This is a genomic window from uncultured Jatrophihabitans sp. (assembly GCF_964246335.1).
Taxonomy (GTDB): Bacteria; Actinomycetota; Actinomycetes; order Mycobacteriales; family Jatrophihabitantaceae; genus Jatrophihabitans.
Window position 1 is genome coordinate 1 of the sequence record NZ_CAXTQF010000066.1, and the last position, 16,069, is coordinate 16,069.

At 70.4% G+C, this 16,069-nt stretch carries 16 protein-coding genes; 2 read left to right on the forward strand and 14 right to left on the reverse strand.

All coding sequences use genetic code 11. The features are described from left to right. Positions 1-268: 268 nt before the first annotated feature. The 6 genes from ACFFCN_RS15575 to ACFFCN_RS15600 all read right to left on the reverse strand — a co-directional run bounded on the left by ACFFCN_RS15575 (position 269) and on the right by ACFFCN_RS15600 (position 5,890). Positions 269-724, reverse strand: coding sequence for an RrF2 family transcriptional regulator (locus ACFFCN_RS15575; protein WP_375493088.1), 456 nt, complete (start codon positions 722-724; stop codon positions 269-271). Between the two features lie 4 nt (positions 725-728). Further along, a complete protein-coding gene (locus tag ACFFCN_RS15580) occupies positions 729-1,694 on the reverse strand; it encodes a sulfate/molybdate ABC transporter ATP-binding protein (RefSeq protein ID WP_375493090.1) in 966 nt (321 codons plus the stop codon). Positions 1,695-1,697: 3 nt separating this feature from the next. Further along, positions 1,698-2,480 carry a sulfate ABC transporter permease subunit gene (locus tag ACFFCN_RS15585; protein WP_375493092.1) on the reverse strand — a complete coding sequence of 261 codons (783 nt, stop codon included), beginning with the start codon at positions 2,478-2,480 and terminating at the stop codon, positions 1,698-1,700. 103 nt (positions 2,481-2,583) lie between these two features. Continuing rightward, positions 2,584-3,465 (reverse strand): sulfate ABC transporter permease subunit CysT, encoded by an 882-nt coding sequence (gene cysT / locus ACFFCN_RS15590; protein WP_375493094.1) that lies wholly within the window; start codon positions 3,463-3,465, stop codon positions 2,584-2,586. 18 nt (positions 3,466-3,483) lie between these two features. Then, positions 3,484-4,527 (reverse strand): extracellular solute-binding protein, encoded by a 1,044-nt coding sequence (locus tag ACFFCN_RS15595; RefSeq protein WP_375493096.1) that lies wholly within the window; start codon positions 4,525-4,527, stop codon positions 3,484-3,486. Between the two features lie 106 nt (positions 4,528-4,633). Next, the gene (locus ACFFCN_RS15600; protein WP_375493098.1) at positions 4,634-5,890 is read right to left on the reverse strand and encodes an MFS transporter; all 1,257 of its coding nucleotides are present in this window, start codon (positions 5,888-5,890) and stop codon (positions 4,634-4,636) included. 95 nt (positions 5,891-5,985) lie between these two features. On the opposite strand from ACFFCN_RS15600, the gene ACFFCN_RS15605 reads away from it, so the two are divergent. Continuing rightward, positions 5,986-7,143, forward strand: a complete 1,158-nt coding sequence (locus tag ACFFCN_RS15605; RefSeq protein WP_375493100.1) for an RtcB family protein — start codon at positions 5,986-5,988, stop codon at positions 7,141-7,143. 89 nt (positions 7,144-7,232) lie between these two features. Here the strand turns inward: ACFFCN_RS15605 and ACFFCN_RS15610 are convergent, their stop codons facing one another. Together ACFFCN_RS15610 and rpsO are read right to left on the reverse strand one after the other, a co-directional pair. Next, on the reverse strand, positions 7,233-9,473 hold the full coding sequence (locus ACFFCN_RS15610; RefSeq protein WP_375493102.1) for a polyribonucleotide nucleotidyltransferase: 2,241 nt from the start codon (positions 9,471-9,473) through the stop codon (positions 7,233-7,235). Between the two features lie 247 nt (positions 9,474-9,720). After that, complete coding sequence (rpsO, locus tag ACFFCN_RS15615) at positions 9,721-9,990, reverse strand: 30S ribosomal protein S15 (RefSeq protein ID WP_375493116.1); 270 nt, start codon at positions 9,988-9,990, stop codon at positions 9,721-9,723. A gap of 146 nt (positions 9,991-10,136) precedes the next feature. On the opposite strand from rpsO, the gene ACFFCN_RS15620 reads away from it, so the two are divergent. Beyond that, positions 10,137-10,571, forward strand: a complete 435-nt coding sequence (locus ACFFCN_RS15620; RefSeq protein ID WP_375493103.1) for an SRPBCC family protein — start codon at positions 10,137-10,139, stop codon at positions 10,569-10,571. A gap of 160 nt (positions 10,572-10,731) precedes the next feature. Here ACFFCN_RS15620 and ACFFCN_RS15625 read toward each other — a convergent pair whose 3' ends face one another. From ACFFCN_RS15625 to ACFFCN_RS15650, 6 genes are all read right to left on the reverse strand, one after another. Continuing rightward, positions 10,732-11,682 carry a bifunctional riboflavin kinase/FAD synthetase gene (locus ACFFCN_RS15625; protein WP_375493104.1) on the reverse strand — a complete coding sequence of 317 codons (951 nt, stop codon included), beginning with the start codon at positions 11,680-11,682 and terminating at the stop codon, positions 10,732-10,734. A 10-nt stretch (positions 11,683-11,692) separates the two neighbouring features. Continuing rightward, positions 11,693-12,814: a hypothetical protein gene (locus ACFFCN_RS15630; RefSeq protein ID WP_375493105.1), complete on the reverse strand. Its 1,122-nt coding sequence runs from the start codon at positions 12,812-12,814 to the stop codon at positions 11,693-11,695. Between the two features lie 9 nt (positions 12,815-12,823). Then, a complete protein-coding gene (gene truB / locus ACFFCN_RS15635) occupies positions 12,824-13,714 on the reverse strand; it encodes a tRNA pseudouridine(55) synthase TruB (protein ID WP_375493107.1) in 891 nt (296 codons plus the stop codon). A 26-nt stretch (positions 13,715-13,740) separates the two neighbouring features. Beyond that, entirely contained in the window at positions 13,741-15,063 is a 1,323-nt protein-coding gene (locus ACFFCN_RS15640) for an MATE family efflux transporter (protein WP_375493109.1), read from the reverse strand. 25 nt (positions 15,064-15,088) lie between these two features. Beyond that, entirely contained in the window at positions 15,089-15,529 is a 441-nt protein-coding gene (gene rbfA, locus ACFFCN_RS15645) for a 30S ribosome-binding factor RbfA (protein WP_375493111.1), read from the reverse strand. A gap of 97 nt (positions 15,530-15,626) precedes the next feature. After that, positions 15,627-15,926 (reverse strand): DUF503 domain-containing protein, encoded by a 300-nt coding sequence (locus tag ACFFCN_RS15650; protein WP_375493112.1) that lies wholly within the window; start codon positions 15,924-15,926, stop codon positions 15,627-15,629. Between the last annotated feature and the right edge of the window lie 143 nt (positions 15,927-16,069).

The following is a 16,069-nucleotide window of genomic DNA, read 5'->3' on the forward strand; positions in this document are numbered from 1 at the left end:
GGGCTCGGGCTGCGGCACCGGCATGGGCTGCGGCGACGGCACCGTCGCGCGCGGTTCGCCGAGCTCGGTTTCGTCCACCGTCAACGGTGGAACCGGCAGCACGTCATATCGGTGTCGTGGAGCACCGATGTATCCCATGGTCTCGACCTCGCTTCCGGTCGCTGCACCCGCGGGCCCTCCCAGGCCGCTGCACCTCAACCTACGCGCTGAATCAGCTGTGAGCACGTCCAAACGCGCGCGTGGCGTCGTATCCGGGCACCGAGCGTGCTCAGCGCGGCAGCCAGGCGTCGGGGACGTTGTTCAACCGGCGCACGTGCGCCGGCAGCCGACCGCTGAGCACCTCGGCGATCGTCGTCTCGTCGAGCACCCGCCGCAGGCTGGAGCGCACCGCGACCCACACCTCGGGCAGGTGCTGCGCAACCCCCTCGTACACGGTCTCGTGCGGACGCAGGCCACGGACCTCGGCGAGCGGGCCGTCCACCGCACGCAGCACCGACCCGAGGGTGATGTCGGCCGCCGGGCGCGCGAGTCCGTAACCACCGTCGGCACCGCGTTGGCTGCGCACGATCCCGGCGCGGCGCAGCTCGCCGAGGATCGCCTCCACGAACTTGCGCGGCATGCCCTGCTCCGCGATCACCGTGTCGATCTTGACGAGCTCCGGCTCGCGGGAGGCCAGGGTGAGCAACGCGCGCACCGCGTAGTCGGTCTTCGCCGAGATCTGCACGCGGTCAGGCTAGTGCCGGCAGGCTGGTGCTGTTCGGCGCCGCGCGCAGCCACACCTGCGCGTCGTCGGCCAGGCGCAGCGACTCGCTCTGCCCGCGGGTCAGCTGAGCCGTGGTCGGCTCAGCGGATGCGTGCTCGATCTCCGCGCGCACCTCGAACCCGATGCGCTGGACGCGCCGCACCCGGCCCTCGACGGTGCCGTCAGCCGGCGAGGCGAACAGCTCGATGTCGTGCGGGCGCACCAGCCGGCCGTCGAATGTCGTGACCGGGCCGAGGAAGGACATGACGAACTGGTTGCGCGGTTTGTCGTAGAGCTCGTCAGGGTTGCCGATCTGCTCGATGCGCCCGTCGTTGATCACGACGAGCTCGTCGGAGACCTCGAGCGCCTCTTCCTGGTCGTGGGTGACGAACACGGTGGTCACGTCGATCTCGTCGTGCAGGTGCCGAAGCCAATCCCGCAATTCCTTGCGGACCTTGGCGTCCAGCGCGCCGAACGGCTCGTCGAGCAGCAGCACCTTGGGCTCGACCGCCAGCGCGCGGGCCAGCGCCATGCGTTGCCGCTGGCCCCCGGACAGCTGGGCGGGCAGCCGGTCGGCGAACTGCTGCAGATGAACGAGTTCGAGCAGCTCGCCGACCCGCTTGCGGACCTCAGCCTTCGACCGCTTGCGGATCTCCAGGCCGAAGGCGACGTTGCGATACACCGACAGGTGGGTGAACGCGGCGTAGTGCTGGAAGACGAAGCCGACGTCGCGGTGGCGCGGCGGCACCGTCGTGGCGTCGGAACCGTCGATCTCGACGCTGCCCGAGTCGGCCTTCTCCAACCCGGCGATGATGCGCAGCAGCGTGGACTTGCCACCGCCGCTCGGCCCCAGCAGCGCGGTCAGCGACCCCGACCGCACCGACAGGTCGATGTCGTCGAGCGCGACGAAGTCGCCGAACTTCTTACCGACCCCGCGGACTTCGATTCCCATGACTCAGGCCTCCTGCCGACCGCGAATGACGGCCCCGACGATGATGGCGATCAGCGCGGCGACGACCAGCAGGAAAGCGATCGCATACGCCGAATTGGGATCCTGCTCGTTGTTGATCAGGTTGCCGATCCGCAGCGGCGCGGTCTCGGTCTGGCCCTCGACGTTGTTGGACACGACGAGCACCGCGCCGTACTCACCGAGGCAGCGGGCCAAGCACAGCACGACGCCGTAAGTCAGTGCAACACGGATGGTCGGCAAGGTGATGCGCCAGAACCGCTGAACCGCATTCGCACCCAGCGACGCCGCCGCCTGCTCCTGCTCGATGCCGGCCTGTTCGAGGACCGGCACGACGGCACGTACGACAAGGGGCAGCGACACGAACACCGTGGCGAGCACCATGGCGGGCTTGGCGCCGGTGAACTGCAGGCCGCTGCCGTCGGGGTTCGAGAGGCCGAACCAGCCGTTCGGGCCGTAGATCAGCACCAGGGCGAGACCGACGACGATCGGCGAGACTGCGACCGGCAGGTCGATCAGCGCGCTGAGCAGGCGTTTGCCGGGAAAGCGGTAGCGGGCCAGCAGGACGGCGACCGCGACGCCGAACACCGTGTTGATCGCGACGGACCACACGGTGACGATGGCGCTGACCTCGTAGGAGTGCAGCGCGGTCGAGGTACTGATCGCGTCGAAGAATTCGGTGAGCCCCGGCTTGAACGTGCGATACACGACCGCAATGACCGGGACCAGCACGAGCAAGGTGACGTAACCGATCCCGACGGTGCGCAACACGCTGCGGCTCGTCCGACCACCACCACCGAGTACCGGACCGTCGGCCGGTTGCCGACCGGTCGCAGTCGCACTCTGGGCGCGCGTCGAGGCCTGGACGGCGAGGTCAGCCACGGCGCGCCACCCGTCGTTGGACGAGGTCGAGCGCCACGAGCACGATCGCGCTCACGACCAGCAACAGCGCCGCGATGGCACTGGCCTGCTGCTCGGCGAGCTGTGGCGTGTCGTTGTTCTGCAACTTGCCGTAGATGAGCGACGACGCGATCTCGGTCTTGAACTGAATGTTGCCGGAGATGAAGACCAGCGAGCCGTACTCGCCGATGGCGCGGGCGAAAGCCAGCGTGGCCCCGGACGCTACCGCCGGCAGGAGCTGCGGCAAGACGATGCGCCGGAACACCGCGACCGGCGACGCGCCGAGAGACGCGGCTGCTTGCTCGGCCTCACGATCGAGTCGCAGCAATACCGGCTGCACGGTGCGCACCGTGAAGGGCAGCGTGACAAACAACAGGACGACGAACAGCCCGACGCGCGCGCCACTGAGGTTGATGCCGACCGGGCTGTCGCCGCCGTAGAGGTAGAGCATCACCACGCCGGCCACCACCGTGGGCAGGGCGAAGGGGATGTCGATGACCATCTCGAACACGCGCGCGCCGGGGAATCGCTCGCGGACCAGCACCCAGCCCACGACGACACCCATGATCGCGTTGACGACGGCCACGATCGCGGACAGCCCGATGGTGAGCCGCAGCGCCGCGGCGGCCTCGTTATTGGTGACCGCCGCCGTGAACCCCGACCAGCCGTAGTCGAAGGACTTGCCGACAACTGCTATCAGCGGCAGCAGGACCAGCAGGGTCAGCCAGAGCACGACGACACCCAGGCTCAGTCCCGAGATGCTGCGCAGCTGCTGGCCCGTCTTCGGCCGGCGGGTCGGCCGGGCACGGCGGGCACCCTCGGTGGATGCCGCCGGCCGATCCGCGACTGTCGTCATGATGCGGTCAGACCCGCCCTACTTGGATGCTTCGATCTTCGTGACGATGCCGTTGTCGCCGAAGAACTTGTCGTTGACCTTCGACCAGCCGCCGAGCTGACCGACGGTGGTGAGCTGCTTGACCTGCGGGAACGGCTTGCTCGGGTCGGTGGCGCCGGGGACGCTCGCCGTTGCCGCCGCGTTCCCGATGGGCCGGAAGCCCTTCTGCTGGAAGATCTTCTGCCCGGCCGAACTCTCGACAAACTTGAGGAACGCCTTCGCGGTCGAGGAGCCGGACTGGGTGACGGCCGCGGGCGTCTCGATGAGCACGTCCTGGCTCGGGACGATGTAGTCCAGGCTCTCGCCCTTCTGCCGGGCCAGGATCGCCTCGGCCTCGTACGAGATCAGCACGTTGCCGGTGCCCGAGGTGAACTGTGTCGTGGCGACCGCGCCGCTCGAGGCCCGGCTGACCACGTGACTGAAGAACTTCTTCAGGTAGGCCTCGGCTTGCGCCGGCGTACCGCCGGCGGAGATCACGTGCTGGTAGGCGGCGAGGATGTTCCACTTCGCCGAACCGGACGAGGCGGGGTCCGGGGTGACGATCTTGACCCCGGGCTTGACGAGGTCGTCCCACCCGGTGATGTGCAGCGGGTTGCCCTTCTTCACGACGATGACGACGACCGAGTCGGCGACGATGCCCTTGTTCGCGCCGGAGTCCCAGCCGGACGCGACCTTGCCCGCCTGCTGGAGTTTGCTCATGTCCGAACCGGTCGAGAACGCCACGTAGTCTGCGGCCTGGCCGCCGGCGACCTGCTTCTCCTGAGTGCCGCTGGGCCCGTACGAGCTGCTCAGCGTCACGCCCTTGCCGGCCGGCGTCTTGGCGAAGGCCGCCCCGAGTGCGTCATAGGCGGGCTTGGGCACCGAGTACCCGACGACCTTGATCGACTTGCTGCCCGAGCTGCCGCTCGAGCCGGACCCGGTCCCGCTGCCGGACGAGCTGCTCGAGCAGGCGCTCAGCCCGAGGACCGCGGCCGCCACGGCAGCAGTGACGGCGAGGGTGCGCGGACGGGAAGTGACGTGCATCTGACCCTGCTTTCGAATTGCCCATCGACTACGGTTTTCCGATCGGTCCGCTAGACAATATCAACCAGCGCCAGATATCCGCGCAGTTCCGCGCCGCAGCAGTCGGCTAGCTCACATCGGACGCCGGGTGCTGCGCCTCGGCGGGCGACGGCGCCGAGCGCGGTGCCGCGACGCTGGCCGGCCGCAGCGTCTCCGGCGCCGTCACCACCGCCAGCACCGGCAATGCGCACACCGCGGCGCACAGGGCGAACGTCGCGGGGTAACCGGCCGCGTCGGCCACCCAGCCGGCAGCCACCGGACCCACGACCGCGCCGAGGTCGCCGGACATCTGGAACACCGCCACCACCGTGCCGCCGGTGCCCTCGACGACGTCACCCATGACCGCACCCGGCGCCACCGAGTCCGACGCCCCGGCCACCCCGAGCAGGACGGCACCGACGAGCAGGCCGATCGCGACGGGCACGGCGGGGAGCAGGACGAACGCGGCCGCACCGACGAGCAGCCCCACCGCGATGACCGGACGGCGCCCGCGGGTATCGGCGATCCGGCCGACCGGCAGCAGCAGGATGCCGCTGACGATGCTGATCACCAGGAACGCGGCGTAGGACCACCCCGGGGACAGGTGCAGGCGGTCGTGCACGAACTGCGGCACGATGGCCGACCGCGCCCCCACGAGGGCGAAGTCCCCGGCGAACGACGCCCCCAACGCCGCCAGGTAGGCGCGGTTGCGCATCGCCGCCCGCAGCGGCAGCGGCGCCGTGCGCACGGCGTTGCGCGCCGCGAGTTCGCTGTGCCGCAGCGCGCCGAGGGCCAGCAACCCGGCCACGACGAGCGTGCCGGCGTAGAGGAAGAACGGCAGGCGCAGCGAGAACGTGGCGATCGTGCCGACCGCGGGGCCGGCGATCAGGCCGATCAGGAACGAACCTGCCCACACACCCTGCGCACGCCCGCGCAGATGGCTGGGGGTCACCCGCACGAGCAGGCTCGCCGCGCTCACGCTGAACATGATCGAACCGATGCCGCCCACGCCGCGCAGCACCAGCAGTTGCCAGTAGTTCTGCGCCAGGCCCGCGAGCAGGCTGGACACGGCGACCACGCCGATGCCGGTGGCCAGCAGCACGCGTTCGCCGAGCCTGTTGACCAACCGGCCGACGAACGGCGCCATCAGCAGCCGCATCAGCGCGAACGCACTGACCACCGCACCGGCAGCGGCCTTGCCGACGCCGAACTCGCGCGCGAACAGCGGCAACGCCGGCGCGACGAGGCCGAAGCCCAGCGCCACCATGAACGCGACACCGATCAGCGCGCGGACCTCGGGTGGCAGATCGCGCAGCGGCGACGCGCGTCCGCGCAACAGCCGCACGCAGACCTCCTCGTCGCCGTGTTGTGCGCCGGACGTCGTCGGGTTACGGCGTGGGCTGTGCCGTCCAACCTAATCCGCTGGCGCAGCACCGGACCATGGACGTCATGTCCAAGCTCGTCAACTTCGCATCGATCCTCGAAGAGCAGACGCGCGCGCAGGCCGAGCGCACGGCCGCGATGCCGTTCGTGTGGCCGCACCTCGCGCTGATGCCGGACGCGCACCTCGGCAAGGGTGCGACCGTGGGCAGCGTCATCCCGACCGCGGGGGCGATCATGCCGGCTGCGGTCGGCGTCGACATCGGCTGCGGCATGATCGCCGTCCGCACGCAGTTCACCCGCGACGATCTCGGCGCAGACCTGCCCGCGCTGCACGCGGCCATCAGCAAGGCTGTACCGCTGTCGGCAGGGGGCCGGAACCAGAAGATCCTGCCCAGCGCGGAATCGCGGTTGGCCGAACTCGAGCAGCTGGGCGGCGTCGCGCAGGCCGACGGCGTGTCCGACAAGTGGCGCTGGCAGCTCGGCACGCTCGGTTCGGGCAACCACTTCATCGAGGTCAGCCTGGACGAGGCCGACCGGGTCTGGCTGTTCCTGCACTCGGGATCTCGAGGTGTCGGCAATCAGCTGGCGCAGCGACACATCGACGTAGCGCAGCAGCAGTGCGCGCGTCGCTACATCCGTCTCCCGGACCGCGACCTGGCTTACCTCGTCGAGGGCGAGGCCGAGTTCGATGCGTACCTCGAGGCACTGGTGTGGGCGCAGCGTTATGCGTTCCTCAACCGCGAGGAAATGATGGACCGCGTCGTCGACTGCCTCGCTGCGTTCCAGGACGAGCCGGTGCAGCGACTGGAGCAGGTCAACTGCCATCACAACTACACCGCTCGCGAGACCCACATGGGCCGGGAGGTGTGGCTTTCGCGCAAGGGCGCGATCGACGCGCACGACGGCGTGCCCGGACTGATCCCGGGGTCGATGGGCGACCTGTCCTACGTGGTGCGCGGCAAGGGCCACGTCGGGTCGCTGTGCTCGTCCCCGCACGGGGCGGGGCGGAACTACTCGCGAGCCAAGGCCCGCAAGCAGTTCACCCGCGACGACCTGGACAAGCGGATGGCCGGCATCGCGTGGGGTCGCTCGGACGCGTTCCTCGACGAGCACCCGCAGGCCTACAAGCCCATCGACGTGGTCATGCACGACGCGCGGGATCTCGTCGAGGTGGAGCACACGCTGCGGCAAGTGGTGAACGTCAAGGGCGACTGACCGGCGCCGGATCCGATGAAAGTATCGCCGTGGTCGATAGTCGACCACGGCGATACTTCGATCATGAGCCGCTCAGCGGCTGTGCGGCCTCAGCTGGCGGGTGCTCCGGCGTCGGCCGTGGGCACCGCGGCGCTGTCGGAGGTGTCGTCGACGAGCACCAGGCTGATCTTGCCGCGCTGGTCGATGTCGGCGATCTCCACCTGCAACTTGTCGCCGACGTTCACGACGTCCTCGACCTTGCCGATGCGCTTGCCGCGGCCCAGCTTGCTGATGTGCACCAGGCCGTCCTTGCCCGGCAGCAGTGAGACGAACGCACCGAACGCGGCGGTCTTGACCACCGTGCCGAGGAAGCGCTCCCCCACCTTGGGCATCTGCGGATTGGCGATCGCGTTGATCTGGTCGACCGCGGCCTGCGCGGACGGGCCGTCCGTGGCGCCGACGTAGATCGTGCCGTCGTCCTCGATGGTGATCTGCGCGCCGGTCTCGTCCTGGATCGAGTTGATCATCTGGCCCTTGGGCCCGATGACCGCGCCGATCTTGTCGACCGGGATCTTCACGACCGTGACGCGCGGGGCGTACGGGCTCATCTCGTCCGGGCCGTCGATGGCCTCGGCCATGACGTCCAGGATGTGCAGCCGGGCCTCGCGGGCCTGCTGCAGCGCCGCGGCCAGCACCTCGGACGGGATGCCGTCGAGCTTGGTGTCCAGCTGCAGCGCGGTGACGAACTCCTTCGTGCCGGCGACCTTGAAGTCCATGTCGCCGAACGCGTCCTCGGCGCCGAGGATGTCGGTCAGCGCGACGTACTCGGTGTGGCCGTCAACCGTGTCGGACACGAGCCCCATGGCGATGCCGGCGACCGGTGCACGCAGCGGCACCCCGGCGTTGAGCAGACCGAGCGTCGAGGCACACACCGAGCCCATCGACGTCGAACCGTTGGAGCCCAGCGCCTCGGACACCTGCCGGATGGCGTACGGAAACTCGTCGGTGCTCGGCAGCACCGGCACCAGCGCCCGCTCGGCCAGCGCGCCGTGGCCGATCTCACGGCGCTTCGGCGAGCCGACCCGGCCCGTCTCGCCGGTGGAGAACGGCGGGAAGTTGTAGTTGTGCATGTAGCGCTTGGTGGTCGTCGGGCTGAGTGTGTCCAGCTTCTGCGCCATGCCCAGCATGTTCAGCGTGGTGACGCCCAGGATCTGGGTCTCGCCACGCTGGAACAGCGCCGAGCCGTGCACCCGCGGGATGACCTCGACCTCGGCCGAGAGCGTGCGGATGTCGCGCAGGCCGCGACCGTCGATGCGGACCTTCTCGCGCAGGATGCGCTGACGGACGAGCTTCTTGTTCAGCGCCCGGAACGCCGGGCTGATCTCGTCGAAGCGGTCCTCGAAGCGCTGGCCCAGCGTGTCCTTGACGCCGTCCTTGATCTCATCGAGCTTGGCCTCGCGCTCCTGCTTGTCGGCGATCGCCAGCGCACCGGCGGTCTCGGCCTCGACCTCGTTGCGAACGGCCTCGTAGACCTCGTCGGAGTAGTCGAGGAAGACCGGGAACTCGACGCCCGGCTTCGCGGCGGCGTCGGCGAGTTCTTTCTGCGCACGGCACAGCTCGGCGATGGCCGGCTTGGCGGCCTCGAGACCCTCGGCGACGACCTCCTCGGTCGGGCGCTTGCCCCCGCCGTCGATCAGCGCGATGGCGCCCTCGGTGGCCTCGGCCTCGACCATCATGATCGCGACGTCGCCGTTGTCCAGGGTGCGACCGGCGACGACCATGTCGAACGTCGCGCGCTCGAGCTCGGTGTGCGTCGGGAACGCCACCCACTGGCCGTCGATCAACGCGACGCGGGTGCCGCCGACCGGGCCGCTGAACGGCAGGCCGGAGACCTGCGTCGACGCGGACGCGGCGTTGATCGCCACGACGTCGTAGGCGTGGTCGGGGTTCAGCGCCATGACGGTGATGACGACCTGGACCTCGTTACGCAGGCCCTTGATGAAGGTCGGGCGCAGCGGGCGGTCGATCAACCGGCAGGTGAGGATCGCGTCCTCGGACGGGCGGCCCTCACGGCGGAAGAACGAGCCGGGGATGCGTCCCGCGGCGTACATGCGCTCTTCGACGTCGACGGTCAGCGGGAAGAAGTCGAAGCCTTCACGCGGCTTCTTGCCGGCCGTGGTGGCCGACAGCAGCATCGTGTCCTCGTCCAGGTAGGCGACGACGGCGCCGGCGGCCTGCTTGGCGAGGCGGCCGGTCTCGAAACGGATGGTGCGTTTGCCGAAGCTGCCGTTGTCGATGACGGCCTCGGACTCGAAGACGCCTGACTCGGCGTCGATGGTTGCCTCTGACATCCAGAGGTCTCCTCTCGTACGTGCCGGTGCGCACTGGCGACGTACGAGCTGCACCCGTAGTGGTGCCGGTCTTCGATCGAAGCGGACGAGCGATCGATGTGATCGCCTCGGCCGCCACTACCGAGGACCGACGTCCTCGATGTCGCAGGGACGCGCTGATGCGTCCGGCATGCGGATATTCGGTTGTCGTGGGCCGCGGCGCGGCACACGTGCGAAGGGGGAGCGACGACGTCGCTCCCCCTGGTGGCTATCGGCGCAGGCCGAGTCGCTCGACGATCGACCGATAGCGGTTGATGTCGGTCTTCGCCAGGTAGTTCAGCAGTCGGCGGCGCTGGCCGACGAGCAGCAGCAGCCCGCGACGGCTGTGGTGGTCGTGCTTGTGCTCCTTGAGATGCTCGGTGAGGTCGCGGATTCGGCGGCTGAGCAGCGCGACCTGCACCTCGGGCGAGCCGGTGTCACCGTCGACGGTGCCGTACTCGGCAATAATCTCTTTCTTGACATCCTGGGCCAGCGGCACGGGACAGCTCCATTCGACGATCTCGGTGCAGGCGCGCTCCGCCGGTAGGTGACACGGCGGATGGTGGAACACGTCCTGCTCGGCCTCGCATTGCACGGGCTGGCACCGATGCTACCAGCGTCGCCGGATTTCCTAGACTCGAGCGCGTGCCGCCGTTCACCGTCAGTCAGGACACCTCGGTGTCGCCGCTCGCCGCATGGGAGCGGGTCGTCGACTGGCCACGGCACGGGCGGTACGTGCCGTTGACCACTGTTGCCGTGACCACCGACCGCCAGCGCGGCGTCGGGACCGTCTTCACCGCGCACACCGGGGTCGGCCGGCTGGGCTTCGACGACCCGATGGAGGTCGTCGAGTGGCAGCCACCGGCCAACGGCAACGGCGGCCGGTGCCGCCTGGAGAAGCGCGGCCGGGTCATGATCGGCTGGGCCGAGCTGACCGTCGAGCCGCACGGGTCGGGCGCGCGGGTCACCTGGACCGAGGACGCCAAGCCTGCGGGGTTGCCCGCCTTCACCGACCGCGCCTCCGTGGCCGCCGGGCGCCTGCTGTTCCGCCGGGTGCTGCGCAAGCTCCTCACCGACTGACGGCCCGACCGCCCGACCGACTGACCGACTGACGGCCCGACTGCCCGCCGCCCAGTGCGACCCGAACCTCCCGGTGATCAACAGCAGGTTTTGGTCGCCCAAGCGGCCATTTGCTCCTGTTGATCACCGAGGATTTGTGGGGTCAGGTGGTCAGGTCAGGTCAGGTCATCAGCTCGCGGGTGCGGCGGACATCGGCGTCCATCTGCGTGATGAGCGTGTCGACGCCGTCGAACTTCTCCATGCCGCGCAACCGCTCGACGAACTCGACGCCGAGCGTCGCGCCGTAGAGGTCCCCGCTGAAGTCGAGGATGTAGGCCTCCACGCGCCGTTGCCGCACCTCGAAGGTCGGGTTGGTGCCCACCGAGATCGCGGCGGTGCCGATCGGCGGTGCGGCCACGGTGCGGCCCCACTCGTCGAGCCGGACGACCCGGCCGGCGTAGACGCCGTCGGCGGGCACGGCGGCCCACGCGTCGGTATGCAGGTTCGCCGTCGGGTAGCCGAGGTCGCGCCCACGCTGATCGCCCCGCTCGACGACGCCGTCGACGCGGTGCGCTCGACCCAGCACCTCGGCAGCACGCACCATGTCACCGGCCTGCACGCACGAGCGCACGTAGGTGGCGCTGAGCGGCGTGTCGCCGTCCGCCAGCAGGTGCACGCCCGCGGCGGTGAAGCCGAATCTGCGACCCAGCTGCTGCAGCAACGCGACATCGCCGCCGGCCTTGTAGCCGAAGCGGAAGTTCTCGCCGACGATCACCGTAGCGGCATGCAGCCGCTCGACGAGCGCCAGGTGCACGAATTGGTCCGGCGGCATCTTGGAGAACTCGAGGGTGAACGGCAAGGCGCAGAAGACGTCCACGCCGAGCTGCTCGACGAGTTCCGCGCGTCGCACGAGGCTGGTGAGGACGGGCGGGTGCGAGCCGGGCCGGACGACCTCGGCCGGGTGCGGCACGAAGGTGACCAGCACGCTCGGCACACCCTGCGCCCGGGCCGCCTCGACGGCCTCGCCGATGATCGCCTGGTGACCGCGGTGGATGCCGTCGAACACCCCGATCGTGACGACGCAGCGTCCCCAACCGCTCGGCACCGCCTCGAGTCCATGCCAGCGCTGCACGACGGCGAGCTTACTGACGAACCGGGTCGGCCCGGCGGAATGCCGGAGCGAGCTCGAGCGGCACCGCTCCCCACCGACGGGTCAGCTCGTCGCCCAGGTGCTGCGCGAGTTCGGCAAGAGCGGGCGAGCCGACGGCCGCGCCGTCCTGCGCCGCCTCGCGCAGCCGGTGCAGCATGACCTCGAGCTTGCCGGGGTGAGCCGGCCGGCGGCCGCCGCGCAGGCGCTTGTCGTCGCGCGACGCGCCGAGGTACCAGGACACCGACAGGAACACCCAGCCCAGCTGCGCCGCGCGCACGTCGTCGGCGAACGCCGCGGTCCGGACCGCGGGGAACGCGTCGCGCACGAGCGCGACGTACGCGTCGACCGCGCGTTGCGCCGCGCCGGGCGTGAGGGTCCAGGCACACCAGCAGGTCGGCCACGGCACCGTCAGATAGGCGACGTCCCACGCGACATGGCGCCACTGCGCGTTCTCGAAGTCGAGCAGCGTCAGGCGGTCGTCGTGCACCAGGTTGTTGTCCGGGCAGGTGTCCCCGGGCGTGATCGCCGCGAGGGTGTCGCCGCCGAGCCGGGCGCCGAGGCCGCGCAGCTCGTCGAACGCGCCGGCCGGCACGCTGACGCCGAGCGAGCCACATTCGCGATCGAGCACGCGGATCGCGTCGTCGAGATCAGCGCCGAGGTGCGCGTCGTACACCGGTAGCTCACCGGCACGCGCGGTCAGTGCGGTCTGGAAGTCGGCGCGCAGGCCGCGGGTCGCGACGTGCAGCCGGCCGAGCGCCTGCGCCCACAGCGCCAGAGTTGCTTCGGCCGCCGCGGCGTCGCGGCCGAGCAGTGCATCCGAAAGGCTCGGTCCGTCGCCCAGATCCGACATGACGACGATCGGTGGGTCGCCCGATTCGGCCAGCAGATGCGGCGCGCCGGTGTCGCCGTGCAGCAACGACAGCGCCGCTGCCTCACGCACCCACCCCTCGCCCATGCCGTTGAACCACTTGACGATCACCGACCCGCCCGCGCGCAGTCGCACGCGGTGCACCGACGAACGCGGACCACGCTGGATCTTCTCGACGCGGCCGAGGTCGGCATCGGGCAGCAGCCGGGCGACGTGCGCGGATGCCTCGTCGCTCCAGCTGCGCATGATCGCTTTCTACCCTGCGGCGACGAACACCAGCAGCGGGCGCGCCGCGCCGTCACTCTCGCGCAGCAGCGCGAGCGCCGTGCCGTCCGGGCCGAGTGCACCGTGCACGCCCTCCACGCCACGCGCCTCGAGTGCCCGGCCGAACGACAGCTCGCGCGCCTCGTCGGCGCTCACCTCGCGCACCGGCATCGCACAGCGGATCGCGGCCGGCAACGGCAGGCCGATCGGATCGTCGCTGGACGCCAGTTCCTCGAGGGTCAGCGCGGCGTCCAGCGAGAACGGCCCGACGCGGGTGCGCCGCAGCGCCGTCAGGTGCCCGCCGGTGCCGAGCGCGGCACCGAGATCACGGGCGAGCGCGCGGACGTAGGTGCCCGACGAGCACTCGACCTCGACGTCGACATCGAGCAGCTCGTCGGTGACCCGGCGAAAGTCCCGGGCGACGAACCGGCCGACCGTGATCGGCCGCGCGGCCAGCTGCACCGTCTCGCCGGCCCGGGCTCGCGCATAGGCGCGCTGCCCGTCGACCTTGATCGCCGACACCGTGCTGGGCACCTGCTCGATCGCGCCGGTGAGCGGGCGCATCGCGGCGCGTACGTCGTCCGGCGTGATCGCGCCCGCCCCACTGGCAGCGGTGACCGTGCCCTGCGCGTCGTCGGTGTCCGTTGCCTGGCCGAGCCGGATCGTGGCGGTGTACGCCTTGTCGGCGAGGACGAGGTGGTGCAGCAGCTTCGTCGCCGGTCCGACGCCGACGACGAGCACACCGGTGGCCATCGGATCCAGCGTGCCGGCGTGCCCGACGCGACGGGTGCCGGCGAGCCGGCGCAGTCTGGCGACGACGTCGTGTGACGTCCAGTCCGCCGGCTTGTCGACGATCACCAGTCCCCCGGCCGCGCTGCTCACGGCGCCAACCCTAGGAGAGCCGTCCGCTAGGTGCCGGTGACGACCCACGCGTCGGTGCGGGTGCGCAGCACCATGCCGACGAAACGCACGGCGATGAACGCGAACAACCCGGCCCACACGCCGCCGATGCCCAGGTGCCAGTGCAGCGCGGCGATGTCGATCGGGGCGAAGAAACCGACCGCGGAGATCACCGTGATCGTGCGCAGGAAGCCGACGTCACCTGCGCCGATCAGCACGCCGTCGAGCGCGAACACGACTCCGGCGGGCGGCAGCAGTGCGACGAACCACGGCCACAGCAGGTGCGCCTGGTGCAGCACCGGGGCTGACGAGGTGAACAGACGCGGGATGACCGCGTAGCCGGCCCCGTAGAGCAGGGCGAAGGCGACGCCGGCGTAGAGCCCCCACCGCGCGACGCGCCAGGCCATCGTCCGGGCCGACGACGCGTCGGCCGCCCCCAGCGCCGCGCCGATCAGCGACTGCGCGGCGATCGCGAACGAGTCCAGCAGCAGCGCGGTGAACTCGTCGAGCTGCAGACCGATCTGGTGCGCGGCGATCTGCGCGGTGCCCATCCGGGCCGCGACCGCGGCCGCGGTGAGGAACGCGACCTGGAACGCCGCGCTGCGCACGATCAGGTCGACGCCGACGCGCGCCTGCGCCTTGATCACCGCACGGTTGGGCCGCAGCGTCGTCGCCGAGCGCCGCAGGGCGCGCAGGAAGAGCGCCGCTCCCACTGCCTGCGCCGCGACGTTGGCGATCGCCGACCCGGTCAACCCGAGGCCTGCGGTGTAGACGAGCAGCGGCGAGGCCGCGGCCGATACCGCGTTCGCGGCGACGACGATGACGACGGGCTCGCGAGTGCGTTGCACGCCGCGCATCCAGCCGTTTCCGGCGAGGACCAGCAGTACGCCCGGCATACCGAGCAGCGCGATGCGGAACCAGGATTCGGCGGCGTGCTGCGTGTCGGTGTTTCCGCCGGCGAGCAGGCCGATCAGCGGGTGCGCGAAGATCTCGCCGGCGGCCACGACCAGCACGCCGATCACGCCCGCGAACCACGACGCCTGCACGCCCTCGTCCACGGCCGCGTCGACCCGCCCGGCGCCGAACCAGCGCGCGGCACGGCCCGTCGTGCCGTACTCGACGAACGTGCCGACGACGGTCAGCAACGCCATCAGCGCCGCGCCGACACCCAGCCCGGCGAGCGGTCGCGAACCGAGGTGGCCGACGACCGCGGTGTCGACGAGCAGGTACAGCGGCTCCGCGGCGAGCACGACGAACGCCGACCCTGCAAGGCTCAGCAGCCGACGAGTCTGTGGCGCGTCCGGAACGCCGGCCGCGGTGTCGTCGGTCATCGGGATCTGCGCCCCGGCAGCGCCGTCACTCGTCGTCGTCGTCGACCGTGCGCGGTTTGCGATAGGGGTCGGCCTCGCCCGCGGGGCGAGCGTCCTGCCGGGCTGCCTCGACCTGGGCGTCGGCCGCCGCGGCGACCGCGAGCAGCTCGTCGATGTGCTTGGCCGAATCGGGCAGTGCGTCCAACGTGAAGGTCAGCGTGGGAGTGAAGCGCACGCCCGTCTGGCGGCCGACCTCGCTGCGCAGCACGCCCTTGGCAGATTCCAGCGCCGCTGCCGACGCGGCACGCTGCTCGTCGTCGCCGAACACCGTGTAGAAGAGGGTGGCGTCGTGCAGGTCGCCGGTGACCCGGACGTCGGTAATCGTCACCATGCCGAGGCGCGGATCCTTGATCTGGCGCTCGATCGAGTTCGCCACGATCTGCTTGATGCGCCCGGCCATCCGCCGCGCCCGTCCCGCGTCCGCCATGGTCGCTCCTTGTCGCTCACCGTCGTTGAGTGGTCACTTTCGCGCTGAGTGGTCGGTTGTAGGTGACCACTCAGCGCGGAAGTGACCACTCGACGTGTCACTCGAGATCGTCGTCGTCGAGCACCCGCGTGCGGGCGGCGAGCAACTCGATCTCCGGCCGCCCGGCGATCAGCCGCTCGCACTGGCCGAGGACGTCGCGCACGTGCGCGTGGTCGGCGCCGACCAGTGCCACCGACAGTTCCGCGCGGCGGTGCAGATCGTGGTCACCCGTCTCCGCCGCGGACACCGAGTACTTGCGAGCGAGCTCGGCCACGATCGGCCGGACAACCGCTCGCTTCCCCTTCAGCGAATGCACGTCCCCCAACAGAACGTCAGCGGACAAGCAACCCACCACCATCCCCGCGACCTCCTAGCAGCGAACGGGCGAAATGCGCGAGATGCGGCGAACGAGCCGCGGGCTGAAGTCGGGGTGGGGCCGGTTGGCAAAAAAAAGTGGTTTGGAGTCCGCCCGCACAGGGCCCCCCCCCCCCGTAGGACGGG

What these genes read in the sequence shown, in the direction of transcription:
- ACFFCN_RS15580 (WP_375493090.1), bottom strand. Translation starts at nt 1,694, where the DNA reads ATGGGAATCGAAGTCCGCGGGGTCGGTAAGAAGTTCGGCGACTTCGTC.
- cysT (WP_375493094.1), bottom strand. Translation starts at nt 3,465, where the DNA reads ATGACGACAGTCGCGGATCGGCCGGCGGCATCCACCGAGGGTGCCCGC.
- ACFFCN_RS15595 (WP_375493096.1), bottom strand. Translation starts at nt 4,527, where the DNA reads ATGCACGTCACTTCCCGTCCGCGCACCCTCGCCGTCACTGCTGCCGTG.
- ACFFCN_RS15605 (WP_375493100.1), top strand. Translation starts at nt 5,986, where the DNA reads ATGGACGTCATGTCCAAGCTCGTCAACTTCGCATCGATCCTCGAAGAG.
- ACFFCN_RS15610 (WP_375493102.1), bottom strand. Translation starts at nt 9,473, where the DNA reads ATGTCAGAGGCAACCATCGACGCCGAGTCAGGCGTCTTCGAGTCCGAG.
- ACFFCN_RS15630 (WP_375493105.1), bottom strand. Translation starts at nt 12,814, where the DNA reads ATGCGCAGCTGGAGCGACGAGGCATCCGCGCACGTCGCCCGGCTGCTG.
- ACFFCN_RS15640 (WP_375493109.1), bottom strand. Translation starts at nt 15,063, where the DNA reads ATGACCGACGACACCGCGGCCGGCGTTCCGGACGCGCCACAGACTCGT.
- rbfA (WP_375493111.1), bottom strand. Translation starts at nt 15,529, where the DNA reads ATGGCGGACGCGGGACGGGCGCGGCGGATGGCCGGGCGCATCAAGCAG.
- ACFFCN_RS15650 (WP_375493112.1), bottom strand. Translation starts at nt 15,926, where the DNA reads ATGGTGGTGGGTTGCTTGTCCGCTGACGTTCTGTTGGGGGACGTGCAT.